Source organism: Vibrio sp. Vb1166 (genome assembly GCF_033338695.1).
GTDB lineage: Bacteria > Pseudomonadota > Gammaproteobacteria > Enterobacterales > Vibrionaceae > Vibrio > Vibrio alginolyticus.
This window is the reverse complement of sequence record NZ_JAWOTE010000050.1, coordinates 1-14199: the sequence shown is the minus strand read 5'-3', so window position 1 is coordinate 14199 and position 14199 is coordinate 1. Positions and strand designations below refer to the sequence as shown.

The following is a 14199-nucleotide window of genomic DNA, read 5'->3' as shown; positions in this document are numbered from 1 at the left end:
AAAGAAATATCTAATTGGATTATCATCAACGAGTGCCCACACAGATTGATAGGTCTATATTGTTAAAGAGCTTGCTTTGCGAGAAGTTTTTCTCTCAAAGCGGAGGTGCATTCTAGCGATTTAGTTGTTAGTGTCAAACACTTTTTTAAACTAATTTTTTGTAGAAGCTTTTTACCTCTTCGACCCTGCTAAAGCCTTGTGGCGTCTGCCGTGTCGATGGATGCGCATTATAGGGAGAAGATTTTCTTTGGCAATACTAAAAATGCATTTTTTCTAAAAAAACATGCCAAATGGATACTTTCCATCCAACCCTAAAATTACCCAGAAATAACACTCAGGATTTATACAATTTACCCACAAAAAGCTGTGGATAACTACTCATCACTATCAAAGAAATAAGAAATACGCGAACGCGGATTTAGATACTCTTTTACTTTATCCGGTAATTTTGACGGATGAATCGCGTTAACTATCTTTATATCTTTTGAGGCAAGATCAATGATTGGCGCTTGCGTCCTTGGTACTGATGGATCGTAAACCAAGACATTCGGGAATAATAGATGCGATGCATTCACTGAGATAACCAGGCCGACCATATTATTAGAAAGCTGAACTACGGTACCCGGAGGAAACACGCCCATAAACTTAATTAGGATGTTCAGGTTCTCTTCTTTATATAGGTGTTTACAGTTCTTATATAAATGAGAGAGTGCGGTATAAGGAATCTTTTGATCTGAGACTATCGGTGTATGACACAAGTTATCAAACGCATTGGCTACAGCAATAATTTGAGCAAACTCGTTGATCTCATCTCCTTTCAGGCCTTTAGGATAACCAGACCCATCTCTTAGCTCATGGTGCTGCGCGATCACAATTCTCGCGACTTCGGGAAAAGCCTCGATTTGACTCGCAAGATCGACGCCATATTTAGTGTGCAACTTTAAGTAGTTGGTTTCTGGCTCTGTTAGAGGTAGTTGCTTTCTTAATATTGCAGTCGGGATTTTTATTTTCCCGATATCATGGAATAGTGCGGAGAAGGAAAGCTCTTTCAACTGTGCTGCTGAGTACCCTTTAGCACGGCCAATCATCATCGAGATAACAGCCACGTTCAATGAGTGGAAATAAATATCTTCAAACTCATTTTTTCCGTTCATCAGATGTAACGTAACATTATCATCGCACATTAACTTCTCGACGATATCTTCAATAAGAAGCTTTGCTTCATCAACTGCTGCTGTCGGACGGTTACGGATTTTAGTCATGACTGAACGCATACGTGCCAGAGAGCGCTCAAACTCTTTTTCACACTGAATCACGCGTCGACGGTATGCACTTAACTTTTCTATGCGGTTCTGTTTTTCTTGCCACATTTTTTGAGTTTCATGATCTAACGACGCTTCATTTGTTACTCTGTCAGCTTGTCTTTGATCAACAGGGAGTGGAACGGCATCGCTTTGCTCTGGATTAAAGTAAACGAACTTTACGCCGAGGTGGCGGATCATCTCGACTTGCTCTTGGTCTTTAATCTTAAAGCTATTGAGTAGAAAGGGGTGATCGTTCCACTTTAGCGGAAGACGGATATGTAATCCGGGTTGAATACGATCGACCGTTAGTTTAATGGCTGCCACTTATTCACTACTGATTTATATTTCTTAAGAGAGTTAGAATACTAGTAAATTTTGTGAATAAATTCATCAGTAACTATCAAAACATCAAACCGTTATTTCTAAGCGACTCACTTAATTAGATAGAAGTAAGCTACTTTAAGGAGCGATCTGCTTTGCGTATTTTAAGCTTGGCCTCGAACACTGGCTTGTCTATTACTTCTTGATCTTTGACTAGCCCCATTAACGTTTGTACCGCTACACGGGCCATGTCACTGATAGGAAAGTGCACTGCTGATACTGTAGGGTAAAGACTTTCACAAAGATCAACACTGTCAAAGCTAGTTAATGAGATTTGCTCTGGTACAGAAATACTGTGCTCGTGTAAGTACTGCATTACGCCAACCGTCATTTCTTCACTGCACGAAAAGACAGCCGTCACATCAGGGTGTCGTTGTAAAATTGCAGCCATTGCATCATAACCACTTTGCCGACCATAATTCCCTTCTTCACACCAGCTTTCATCAATATCTATACCAGCATCCTTCATTGCATCAATATACCCAAGCTTTCTCAATACACTGTTATGACGTTGGGATGGACCGGCAATACAAGCAATCTTTCGATGACCACCAGCTAAAAGGTGCTCAACGGCAATACGGCTTGCATGATGATGGTTAAAGGTAACACAACGCTCTTCTATTCCTTCCACGTAGCGATCCAGAAGAACGAAAGGTGTTGGCTGTTTAGCTAGTTCACGTAAGTCATCATCTGACAAATAACGACTATGAAGTACATAGCCGTCACAACGTAAATCATTAAAACGCTGAATTGCCTCTTTTTCACCTTGTGCAGAATGATGGCCTTGAGCTGTAATCAAAAACTTCTTATGAATATCCAGCTCGGTCTGAACCTGCTCCATCATCTCGCCAAAGAAGCCCCCCGTATAGTAAGTCACCAATAACCCAACCATATTACTGGATGAGGTTGCGAGTGAACGAGCAATTGCACTAGGACGATAATTCAATTGCGCCATAGCTTGCTCTACTTTTTTTCGAGTTTCCTCGCGAAATTTCCCCTCTCCATTAATAATTCGAGAAACGGTAGAGCGATTTACACCGGCGAGTTCGGCTACATCTTTAATCCTTGCCATAATGCTATTGGGTCCAACTGCAATTGTTATTAAATATTCGTTTGTGTAGAACGGCTGCCAGCAATTCGTAAGGTGCTATAGGGGGCGAAGCTGGCAGCCTTTAATCATACACCGACCATTTGATTGGTAGAAACAAGCTCAGAGTAATCCGTGACAGTTATGCCATGATGAGCTAACTGTTCTTTTAAAATGGGAGAGGTAAGAACTTGTAACTCTAGCTCTCGCTGAAGCGCATAGCCACTCTTTAAGATAAGCGCCTGATCGGCCTCTGCCGGGTGGCACATCACCTCAACCAAGTCATAGTCAGCTTTTAAGCTCAATAGATGTGCCATTAAGCCATCCAAGCTCACTTTTTGATCATAAAACTCATCAGTAAAGATATACCTGATTGTCATCGATTCTTGACACAAGCCAGTGCCCCGCAGTGGCACTCTGTATTCATTCGCTACTTCTTTAATAACGGGCAAAATTTGAGGGTGAGTATGCGCGTGATGATGGCTATCTAAGTGGCTTAGCTCTAACCCAAGCGATAAAAAATGTTCCACCTGAGCTTTTGCTTCATCATAAATGACCTGAGTTTCGAAGTCCTGCTTACTCCAAAGTTCGTCATAGTTGATAAAGTGCGCTCGGCCGTTGGTCAAGTTAGGATGCTTCGTTATAGGCACACCTGCTGTAAACCTAAGATGAACGCCAATTTTCAAGTCTGGATTATGGCGAGCTAGTTCTAAGGCATGTTGCTCAGCATCCATACCCACCATCATGGTGGTTGAATGAACCACACCTTGCTGATGAGCTTTAACGATGCCGCTATTTACACCTCTCGTTAAACCAAAATCATCAGCATTAAAAATGACTTTCATCGGCGCCCTTCCTTAGTCTTACAACGTCGTTAGTTTAAATTGAGGTAAATACGGAGCGTTCACCGCTAGGATATCATCCAGGATTGACTTGGCGCGGCCAATGTCAGGCACCAATGGGTTATTGGTTAATGCCATAAGCGCCTTGTCATAATTACCTTCGACAGCAGCTTCTATTGTTAGCTGCTCATACGCTTTAACTTGATGGAGTAATCCTTTGATATTGTTTGACAACTCGCCAACCGCAAGAGGTTTCGCCCCCCAGCTACCAATCACGGCACTACATTCAATCACAGCATCGTCAGGTAGGCCGTTGATCGCTCCATTATTTAAAACGTTAACAACATGAATACTATTACGATTGTTATAAATTGAATCAACTAGGTTCAGTGATGCATCAGAATAATAAGCACCACCCCGCTCCTCTAACTCTTTCGGCTTATGATCGAGGGTAGGATCTTGATAGAGCTTAAATAGCGCATTTTCTGTTTCCATTACCTGCTCAGCACGAGTGCCTTTTTCATCGGCACTTTGTTTCTCTTCAGCAAGCATGGCATCAGTTTGATAGAAGTAGCGATGATAAGGACATGGTATCGCCCCCAGTGCTTTTAGAAATGCCGGATCCCACGGTTCTTCCCAGATATTCTTCATACTGAAGTTGGCACCATCACCGACTTTCTCTAATACCGTTTGAGTAATATCTTCCCCATTGAGCCATGCTTTGTGTACCCACACGAGATGGTTTAACCCAGCAAACTCAAGTTGTAGCTCTTTTGGCTCGCACTCCATCATTTCTGCAATCATCATTTCCATTGAAACGGGCACATTGCATAAACCAATACTCTTTACTTTGGTGTACTTACTGACCGCTTCGGAAACTAAACCCGCTGGGTTGGTGAAATTGAGCATCCATGCGTTTGGAGCCAACTCTTCAATGTCTTTACAGATATCAAGAATGACCGGAATGGTTCGCAGTGCTTTAGCAAAACCACCAGGGCCCGTTGTTTCTTGGCCGATGACGTCGTACTTGATTGGGACTCGCTCATCGTTAGCGCGTGCAGCAAGGCCACCAACACGAAACTGCGTCATCACAAAATCCGCATCTTTTATCGCAGCACGGCGATCGAAACCGGCTTTTATCTCAATTTTTGCGCCGGCTTTATCGACCATTCGCTGAGCCAATCCTTTGATGATCTCAAGCTTCTCAGCTCCTGACTCAATGTCCACAAAATGAATCTTCTTAACGGGTAAATATTCTAAGCGCTTAATAACCCCTTCAACCAATTCCGGGGTATAGCTACTACCACCGCCAATAATGGCAAGTTTGATCGCCTCTCTAGACATTTTCATCCCCCTTTATTTGTTCGAGATTTTTTTGTTCAGTGCGACGATTTCTACAGCCATCTCTTGAGCCAAAATCGTAGTCATTAGGTGATCTTGAGCATGCACCATCACTAACGTCATCGGGACTTTCCCTTCTCCCTGATCTTCTTCAATAAGCTGAGTCTGTATTAAGTGGGCTTTATTAATGCACTCTCTTGCTTGAGAGAGCTTCTCATCAGCCGCTTCAAAATCTTGTTCTCGAGATAAACGCAATGCCTCGTAGCTTAAACTTCTGGCTTCACCAGCATTGCAAATGATCTCCATTACAACCAATTCTTGTTCCATCATTTTCTCTCCGAAAATCGGGCCGCGGTAATTGCGGCCCATTAAGCACAGTTAAGCAGTAACGCCTTCGCCTGACGGCTGCGTGTCACCTTTAGCTTCCTTCGTCGTTGGTAGTTCTTGCTCCAACATTTGCTTCTCAAACATTTTGAAGAATGGGAAGTAGATGATTAGATCAAGAATTAATAAACCAATGACGAGCAATACTGGCGCAAAGGTCCAACCGCTACCCCACGAAGCACCTATCAGTGCCGGTGTTGTCCAAGGTGTTGTAGCGACACCCATACCCACAAAGCCGACATGCACAGCAAAATACGCAATCGTAGCGTTGATGACTGGAGCGAAGACGAACGGGATAAACAAGGTCGGGTTCATCACAACTGGGCTACCGAAGATCACTGGTTCGTTGATTTGGAAAAAGCCAGGCACCGCACTCATTCGACCAATGCTCTTAAGGTGAACAGAACGGCTAAACGACATCAGCATAACAAGAGCAAGTGTTGCACCAGAGCCGCCAATAAAGATGTAAAAATCCCAGAACGGTTGAGTAAATACATTTGGAATCGGTTCACCTGCAACAAAGGCTTCAATGTTGGCACCAATGTTGGTCAAAAAGATTGGAGAAAGCAGTCCAACAACAATTGCAGCACCATGAATACCCGCAAACCAAAGCAGCTGGCAAAGCAATAAAGCGCCAATAATGGCAGGCAATGAGTTAGACGCACTAATTAGCGGTTTAAAGATAGCCATAACAGCATCTGGAATCAGCATGTCGTACTGGTTTTGTACGAAAAGGCTAAGTGGATATAAGGTAATGAATATCGCTAAGACTGGTAGCAATACTTCAAATGATCGCGCAATCGCCGGTGGCACCTGCTCTGGCATGCGAATCGTAATATTGTGCTTTTTCATAAAACGGTAGAGCTCCACCGAGAAAAATGCACACATCACTGCGGTGAAGATCCCGGTTCCGCCCATGTGAGACATAGACAACGCGCCATCTTTAGCTGGGGCCGCAATGAGTAAAAAAGACATTAGTGACAATACAGCACTCGTGATCCCATCCATCTTGTAAGCCTTCGCTAAACTATAAGCAACGCCCAGCGAAACAAAAATGGTCATGATCCCCATCGACATGTTGTAGGGCATCATTATGGTATCAAAATGTGTAGTGGCGAAATCGAGCCAAATTCGACCAAAAGTAAAGGTTGTATCTTCGGCAAATGGGGGGAATGCAAAAATCAAAATGAAACTACCGACAATAATAAACGGCATTGCGACAATAAAACCGTCTCTCATTGCGCGAACATGGGGCTGATTCCCCACTTTAGCTGCTATAGGGGCTATATGCTTTTCGACTGCGCCTATAATTGCGTCATAAAGCTTCATAGAATCCATCCTTATTTTAGGCAAAAGAATCCCACATCAAATATTTATATTTGATGTACAGTTATCTTTTTAATTTAAAACTATAGTTTAGTTAATTAATTCTAATGCTTGCTCTAGTACTTCTTCTCCCTTCATCATTCCATAATGCTGAGGAGAAATAGCATCAATGTTTTTACCATGCTCTTGCGCCGTTTTTCTTAGCTCTTCTAGCTGAAAACGTACTTGAGGCCCGAGAAGACAAACATCGTACTCTTTAATTACATCTTCAAACGCATTCACTGACATTGCATCAATCTTGCACTCAATTCCTTTACTTTCAGCAGCTTGCTCCATTTTCTTAACAAGCATACTGGTTGACATCCCTGCGCTACAGCATAAAAGGATCTTTTTCATAGCCTTACTCCCGTTGTGTAAATTTCAACCTGTAAAAACTGTAGCAAAAATAACCAAGACAAAAAAGCGCAACCGGTTGCATTATTCGTGAACACAATCCCAATTTAGAAAATACCACCTATTTTTTTGTAATTATTTAGGTCTAGGATAAAAGTCATAAAATAATTTAAGACATCACATTAAGTTTCAAATTATCAATATTTTACTACTGACAACGTCGTTATTAATTTCTTAAAAGGAATAGAGAATGAAATTTAATAAATTGGCTATTGCAGCGCTTGTAAGTGCCGCACTATCACAGCACTCATTTGCTCAAACCGACTCTAAAGGCACCATTTATCTAACGTTTGATGATGGACCAATCAATGCATCTATTGACGTTATTCAAGTACTTAACCAGGAAGATATCAAAGCGACGTTTTACTTTAATGCTTGGCATTTAGATGGAATTGGTGATGAGAATGAAGACCGTTCGCTAGAAGCCTTAAAGCTCGCATTAGACACTGGTCATATTGTCGCGAACCATAGTTACGATCATATGGTTCATAATTGCGTTGATGAGTTTGGACCGAACAGTGCTGCGGAGTGTAATGCGACCGGGGACCACCAGCTTAACTCGTATCAAGACCCTGTTTACGATGCCTCAATGTTTACGGAAAACTTATCTGTGTTAGCAAAGTATTTGCCGAACATTACAAGCTACCCGAACTACAAGGCAACAGAGTTTGCTAGACTGCCCTACACCAACGGTTGGCGCGTGACGAGAGACTTCAAAGCAGATGGGTTATGTGCCACGTCTGATGACCTGAAACCTTGGGAACCAGGATATGTATGCGATACATCCAACCCATCCAACAGTGTAAAAGCAGCTATCGAGGTTCAAAATATCCTAGCGAATAACGGCTATCAAACTCACGGTTGGGATGTGGACTGGGCACCTGAAAATTGGGGCATTGAAATGCCAGCAAACAGCCTTACAGAAGCAGAAGCATTTCTTGGATATGTGGATTCCGCGTTAAACACTTGTGCACCAACAACGATTAACCCGATCAACTCCAAAGCTCAAGAGTTCCCATGTGGTACACCTTTACACGCCGATAAAGTTATCGTATTAACTCACGAGTTCCTATTTGAAGATGGTAAGCGTGGCATGGGTGCAACGCAAAACCTACCTAAGCTCGCTAAGTTTATACAGTTAGCAAAACAAGCGGGTTATGACTTCGACACAATGGATAACTACACACCGAACTGGCAAGTTGGTCATAACTACGACGCTGGCGATTACGTCTTACACCTAGGTACTGTATACCAGGCTGTAACAAACCATACTGCACAACAAGATTGGGTACCGTCTCCAACCTCTAGCCTCTGGACAAATGCGGACCCAGCCACTAACTGGACTCAGAATGTTTCCTATAAACAAGGTGATGTGGTCACTTATCAAGGTTTGCGTTATCTAGTTGATGTACCGCACGTGTCCCAAGCAGACTGGACTCCGAACACTCAAAATACCTTGTTCACAGCTCTATAGGCTGTTCTTACTATCACCATGTAGTAGTTTGCGCGAGGCATACCCCTCGCGCTTTTTTTGTTTTGAAGATCCAGATACAACAAAGCCCCGACTTCCATCGAGGCTCTGTCTTAAAATATGGTACCGGTGGACGGAGTTGATTGGACTGGCATTCCTGCCGCCACCGCGAAGGCAACGCTAACTTTCTTTTGATATTTACGAACACCTAAAACGACGAAAGGCCGCTATAAAAGCGACCTTTCTAATATGGTACCGGTGGGCGGACTTGAACCGCCACGCCCGAAGGCAACGGATTTTGAATCCGTCGTGTATACCAATTTCACCACACCGGCATCTTTGGGCTATTGCCCTTTGATGGTTGGCATTATACGTAAGCTTTTGACCTGCGCAAGCAGAAATACCTTAAATAACTATCGTTTGCTGATAATTTCGCCACAAAGTGTGACAAAGCTGTACTCATAAGAAACGTACGCTCCATTTTCTACTACTCTTCCAGATGAAAGTGAGTATACGAAACTCTTTTTAAATTCTATTCACTGTAATATCAGAAACATAACCATTCCCAATGCTCGACAACGCATTATGGAGCATCTCTGCGGCATCTTCTGCTTGCATGAAGTGACTCGTGTCCATCGTATTGCCGCTTGTTTTCCAGAATTCCGTATCCATTCCACCAGGATAAACCGCGATAATTTTCATAGGTTTTCCTTTTAGCTCCAAACGAACCGACTCAATTAATCCTTTGACGGCCCATTTCACTGCACAATACGTAGACTCTTGCGCTTTAGGTTGTTGCGCGGCTGTGGACATGATCATGACCACTTTTATTGGATGATCTTTGTAACGCTTTACTAACTCTCTTAACACATGAATCGCAGAATTCAGGTTGTTATCAATCAACTTTTGAATCTCTTCCGGCTCCTGCTCTTCCAGTAAGCCAAAATAACCACTTCCTGCACTATGAATGACCATTTCAGGCGGCTGTTTCATCCCATCAAAGAGCTGTTTCACACCTTGATGTAATGAGAGGTTGCAAGCTTGATAGCCGACGTTATGAGAGAGTTGTTTTGCTAGTGCGGATAGTTTTTCTGTATTTCTTCCTATTACATACGTCTCTTTGCCTTCCGCATCATAACGCTTTGCTAGTTCCGCCCCTAAGCCGCTACTTGCACCTGTAATTACAATCATGCGCTACCTCTTTTCAATCACATACTTTTAATTCATCTATCAATTAAGGTAACAGAATCGTGGTAATTCACACCTCAAGAGCACCATTCTTTGAAGCAAGCAGCTTTCTTACTTTCGTGATGCATGAAATATCAAGCAGAAAGACGGGCATTTAACCTATGCTTAAGCAAGAATAACTTTCTGAATTTTCTATCGACTTTCTAGTGAGAACTGAATAGGAGCAAAGAATGACTGGGTCAAAATGGCAGTGGTTACTGAAACAGATGACACGAAAACTGTGGGTCCGGACGTCACTCTACGCATTACTAGCTGTTGCTACCGCCTTAATGTCGATTGTTTTAAACCAGTTCATTACTCTGCCCCCTGCCATCAACGTCAGCAAGGATTTGTTGAACAACATATTAAATATCCTCGCAACCTCCATGCTTGCAGTGACTACATTCTCTCTCAATATTATGGTCTCAGCATACAGTGCCGCTAGTGCGGGGGTAACGCCACGAGCGACAAAACTGTTGATGGAGGACAGTACAACACAAAATGCCTTAGCAACCTTTCTTGGCTCTTTTCTATTTAGTTTGGTAGGAATTATCGCGCTAGGTATTGGGGCCTATCATCAACAAGCACAAATTTATCTATTCATCGTGACTATCGCCGTAATCGTGATGATCATACTCACTCTGCTACGTTGGATTCAGCACCTTTCCGTACTAGGAAGGGTCAGTGAAACCACTTCATACGTGGAGCAAGCCTTGTTAGATGCTATTAGAAAACGGGGCAAAGAGCGTTGGCTAGGTGCTCACCCGTGGAGCCACCCAGAACATAAACCCAGAGGAAGTAAACCTATTTTGAGCCAAGAAATTGGCTACTTACAGCATGTTGATATGCATCATCTCGATAGTATTGCTGAAGCAAACCAATGCACCATCTACCTTGAGCGACAACCGGGAAGTTTTGTGTACGTAGGTCAACCATTGGCTTGGGTTTGTGGAGAGTTGCCAGACGAAAGCGAAGTAACGGCAGCCTTCACGATTCGAACGGAGCGTTCATATGATCAGGACCCTCGCTTTGGTTTAGTCGTTATGGCGGAAATCGCCTCACGAGCACTATCTCCGGCTGTAAATGATAATGGCACCGCGATTGACGTTCTTGGGCGTTCTGTACGAGCACTTTCATTATGGGGAGACCTACTCTGTGAGCCGCCTACCAAAACTCGATATCCTAGACTATTTGTGCCCGCATTGAGCTGCCAGGATTTGTTTGATGATGTCTTTTTGCCGATAGCACACGATGGTGCAGCGCAACTCCAAATACAGATTCGCCTACAAAAGGCCTTGCTAGCTCTCTCTAGTATGCACCCTAAGTTATTTTTGTCACCAGCAATCAAGCTGTCAGAAAAAGCTTTAGAGCTTTCATTAAGCCAACATTATACCGAAGATGAGAAACACCAACTCTCTCAACTATCTAATCTGGTCACAGACCAAAGAGCCAATGGTTAAGAGAGTCGAATTCAGTTGAAACATATTGCTGCACGGCCTCGTGTATCATGACATGTGCTGATAACGTAGGGCAGAAAAGTCTCTTCGTTTATACACAATTAAAGACTCTGTGCGTTAGGTCTCTTTTCTCTTGGTGAGGGAATCTATATTCTGACGCACAATTTTTAAGGTAAGTGATGGAATAATGACAACGTCTACAACTCTTCCACCTGCTGGTCTCTTTCGTCGACTTGCAGCGTTGATTTACGACACATTGATTATTATCGCAATTGAAATGATGGCCGCAGGTATTGTTATGGCCGTTGTGTTTGCACTAAATGCAGCAGGATTGTTGAGCTATGGCGAGTACGCTGATGCCGCAGATATGCTCGGAAAGCACCCTGTATTGAGCCCTCTATTTACACTTTACCTTGCGGGTGTGTGGATATATTTCTTTGTGTTCTTCTGGACGCGAGCAGGACAAACTCTTGGGATGCGCGCTTGGAAGCTTCGAGTTCGCAATGCCAAAGACGGAGCACCAATTACGGTAACTCAAGCTCTGATTCGTATTTCGACATCTGGCTTTGGCTTGGCAAATTTGACTGTACCGATTGATCCGAAGAAACGTGGTTTCCACGACATTTGGGCCAAAACAGAGGTTGTTGTATTACCTAAGGCAAATTAACTTGTCTAGGAACACAAAAAAGGAAGGCGTAATGCCTTCCTTTTACATTTGGTTCGGTAAAACTTGGTTTATTCGATGATGCTTCAGTTATAGCTTTCTTCGTAGCAGTGCAATCGCAATAGCTAAGAACACCAAACTCGGGGCCAAAGCACCAAACACTGGGGATATGCCATACACCAAGCTTAATGGGCCAAAGAACTCACTGGATATGTAAAAAGTAAACCCGGCAACCACGCCCGACAATACCCTTGCCCCCATGGTCACGCTTCTGAGTGGGCCGAAAACAAAAGATAGCGCCATTAACATCATCACAGCAATTGAAAGCGGCTGAGTCAACTTACGCCAAAACGCCAACTCATAGCGAGATGCATCTTGTTCCGATGCTTTTAGGTAAGTCACATAATCATACAAACCGCTCAGTGACAGTTCTTCTGGCTTCACGGTCACCACAGCTAGCTTATCTGGTGCCAAAGAGGTGTGCCACTCCATCTGTTCGATGTCTTGCTTTGAAATTACGTTTTCATTTTCCATGTCCGTAATTTGTACGTAACGCATCAGCCAGTTGTTATCTTGTTGGTAGTCGACTTCTTCGGCGAAAATAACTTTTTGTAGATTCTTATCATCATCAAAACGCCACATATTTAAAGCATAAAGTTTGTCGTCTTCGACTTTACCGATAAAGATAAAGTCGTTTGCATCACGAGCCCACACACCTGAGCGCACAGACACAATGCTACCACCTGATATCGCAAACGCACGTAAGTCACGGGCCATCTTCTGGGCCTCAGGAGCGCCCCATTGACCTAACGCCATAACGACAATCATGAGCGGGACGGCCGTTTTTAGTACCGATAACCCGATATCCAGCTTAGAGAAACCAGCAGCTTGCATCACCACCAGCTCAGAGCTTGAAGCCAACATACCTAAGCCGATCAGGGCACCGAGTAATGCCGCCATTGGAAAGAACATTTCGATATCACGCGGCACACTGAGTAACACAAAGTACAACGCATGAGTGAGGTCGTACACACCTCGCCCTACTTTACGTAGCTGTTCTACATATTTGATGATGCCCGATAAGCCAACAAACGTCGCTAAAACCAAGGCAGTGGTAGAGATGATGGTTCTACCGATGTAAAGGTCTAAGATTTTGAACACAGCTTACGCGAGCCTCTTCTTGCGGAATTTGTCTTTTATTCGTCTAGCAGCAACGCTGTCCATCATATTCGCCATGATAGCAACAATCAGCAACATCGCATTGATTGGCCACATACCAATAGCAGCCGGGATGTCACCATCTTCTAATGCAGATTTGGTTGCACTGATCGCCAAGAAATACGCTAGATAGATCAGAATCGCAGGCCCCATTTTGGCAAACCGTCCCTGACGCGGATTCACCGCAGACAAAGGAATAACGAGCATTGTTAAGAGTGGAATACACACAAATAACGAAATTCGCCATTGTAGCTCCGCTTGCGCCTCTGGATCTGGGTGACCTATCAAGTCAACCGTTGGGTATGCTTCCCAGTCTCGCCCTTTCTTTTTGACCTCACGTTGGCCGATAACACCTTCGTATTCATCGAATTTCGTGATCATATATTCAACGCGAGTAGGCACACCTTCATAACGCGTACCTTCTTTCATAGTGATGATCTGACGACCGTCCGAAAGCTCTTTTACTTCACCAGAAGATGAGAACATCACACTCGGTAACACCGAATCTCGAGGGCGCATCTGCGCAACAAAAACGTTGCTCAAGGTATTGTCTTTAATGTCATCGATGAACACAACCGATGAACCGTCTGGTGTACCTTGGAACTGACCTTTTTTAAGTAGGTCAACGCTGTTTTCTGACGCTACCTGCTCATAAAGCTGCTCAACGCGGTCTTGAGACCACGGCGATAGCCACAACGCATTGAAAGCCGCCACCGCTGAAGTAATCAACGCTAGGTATAAGGCCGCTTGAACCAAGAATTTATTACCAATACCTGTCGCGTTCATTACGACAATTTCGCTCTCTGCATACAGACGACCAAATGTGATCAATATGCCGATATACAGACTTAAAGGCAGCATTAACAGACCCATTGCTGGCATGTTCAAACCAACAATCGAGAAAATCAATCCAGCAGGAATATCCCCATCAGAAGCATCAGCAAGAACACTTATGAATTTCTGGCTTACAAACACCAAAAAAAGTACGAAAAAAATCGCAAATTGGCTCTTGAGTGTTTCGCGGATCAAATATCTAACAATAAT

The 14199-nt window shown here is 43.5% G+C and carries 13 protein-coding genes and 1 tRNA gene; 3 read left to right on the top strand and 11 right to left on the bottom strand.

What is annotated here, in order from left to right:
• Positions 1-374 precede the first annotated feature (374 nt).
• The 7 genes from R7E51_RS23455 to R7E51_RS23425 form a co-directional block, all read right to left on the bottom strand.
• Complete coding sequence (locus R7E51_RS23455; protein WP_005381029.1) at positions 375-1628, bottom strand: HD-GYP domain-containing protein; 1254 nt, start codon at positions 1626-1628, stop codon at positions 375-377.
• 130 nt (positions 1629-1758) lie between these two features.
• A complete protein-coding gene (locus R7E51_RS23450) occupies positions 1759-2757 on the bottom strand; it encodes a LacI family DNA-binding transcriptional regulator (RefSeq protein ID WP_206958293.1) in 999 nt (332 codons plus the stop codon).
• Positions 2758-2861: 104 nt separating this feature from the next.
• Positions 2862-3617: a chitin disaccharide deacetylase gene (gene chbG / locus R7E51_RS23445; RefSeq protein ID WP_054579416.1), complete on the bottom strand. Its 756-nt coding sequence runs from the start codon at positions 3615-3617 to the stop codon at positions 2862-2864.
• 18 nt (positions 3618-3635) lie between these two features.
• Positions 3636-4958 (bottom strand): 6-phospho-beta-glucosidase, encoded by a 1323-nt coding sequence (locus R7E51_RS23440; protein WP_206958295.1) that lies wholly within the window; start codon positions 4956-4958, stop codon positions 3636-3638.
• Positions 4959-4970: 12 nt separating this feature from the next.
• Complete coding sequence (locus R7E51_RS23435) at positions 4971-5282, bottom strand: PTS lactose/cellobiose transporter subunit IIA (RefSeq protein ID WP_031777269.1); 312 nt, start codon at positions 5280-5282, stop codon at positions 4971-4973.
• Between the two features lie 51 nt (positions 5283-5333).
• The gene (locus tag R7E51_RS23430; RefSeq protein ID WP_206958297.1) at positions 5334-6668 is read right to left on the bottom strand and encodes a PTS sugar transporter subunit IIC; all 1335 of its coding nucleotides are present in this window, start codon (positions 6666-6668) and stop codon (positions 5334-5336) included.
• Positions 6669-6755: 87 nt separating this feature from the next.
• Positions 6756-7061 carry a PTS sugar transporter subunit IIB gene (locus R7E51_RS23425; protein ID WP_170894144.1) on the bottom strand — a complete coding sequence of 102 codons (306 nt, stop codon included), beginning with the start codon at positions 7059-7061 and terminating at the stop codon, positions 6756-6758.
• Between the two features lie 247 nt (positions 7062-7308).
• On the opposite strand from R7E51_RS23425, the gene R7E51_RS23420 reads away from it, so the two are divergent.
• On the top strand, positions 7309-8592 hold the full coding sequence (locus R7E51_RS23420) for a carbohydrate-binding protein (RefSeq protein WP_206958300.1): 1284 nt from the start codon (positions 7309-7311) through the stop codon (positions 8590-8592).
• Positions 8593-8839: 247 nt separating this feature from the next.
• On the opposite strand, the gene R7E51_RS23415 is transcribed toward R7E51_RS23420, so the two are convergent.
• Positions 8840-8924, bottom strand: a tRNA-Leu gene (locus tag R7E51_RS23415).
• A 190-nt stretch (positions 8925-9114) separates the two neighbouring features.
• Entirely contained in the window at positions 9115-9780 is a 666-nt protein-coding gene (locus R7E51_RS23410) for an SDR family NAD(P)-dependent oxidoreductase (RefSeq protein ID WP_033906213.1), read from the bottom strand.
• A gap of 227 nt (positions 9781-10007) precedes the next feature.
• Between R7E51_RS23410 and R7E51_RS23405 the strand changes: the two genes are divergently transcribed.
• Both R7E51_RS23405 and R7E51_RS23400 read left to right on the top strand, forming a co-directional pair.
• Entirely contained in the window at positions 10008-11276 is a 1269-nt protein-coding gene (locus tag R7E51_RS23405; protein WP_138939837.1) for a DUF2254 domain-containing protein, read from the top strand.
• Positions 11277-11460: 184 nt separating this feature from the next.
• The gene (locus R7E51_RS23400) at positions 11461-11940 is read left to right on the top strand and encodes an RDD family protein (RefSeq protein ID WP_005381070.1); all 480 of its coding nucleotides are present in this window, start codon (positions 11461-11463) and stop codon (positions 11938-11940) included.
• A gap of 87 nt (positions 11941-12027) precedes the next feature.
• Here R7E51_RS23400 and lptG read toward each other — a convergent pair whose 3' ends face one another.
• Together lptG and lptF are read right to left on the bottom strand one after the other, a co-directional pair.
• Complete coding sequence (gene lptG / locus R7E51_RS23395) at positions 12028-13098, bottom strand: LPS export ABC transporter permease LptG (protein WP_005381071.1); 1071 nt, start codon at positions 13096-13098, stop codon at positions 12028-12030.
• A 3-nt stretch (positions 13099-13101) separates the two neighbouring features.
• Positions 13102-14199: LPS export ABC transporter permease LptF (gene lptF / locus R7E51_RS23390; protein WP_318086070.1), on the bottom strand; the 1098-nt coding region annotated here is incomplete at its 5' end.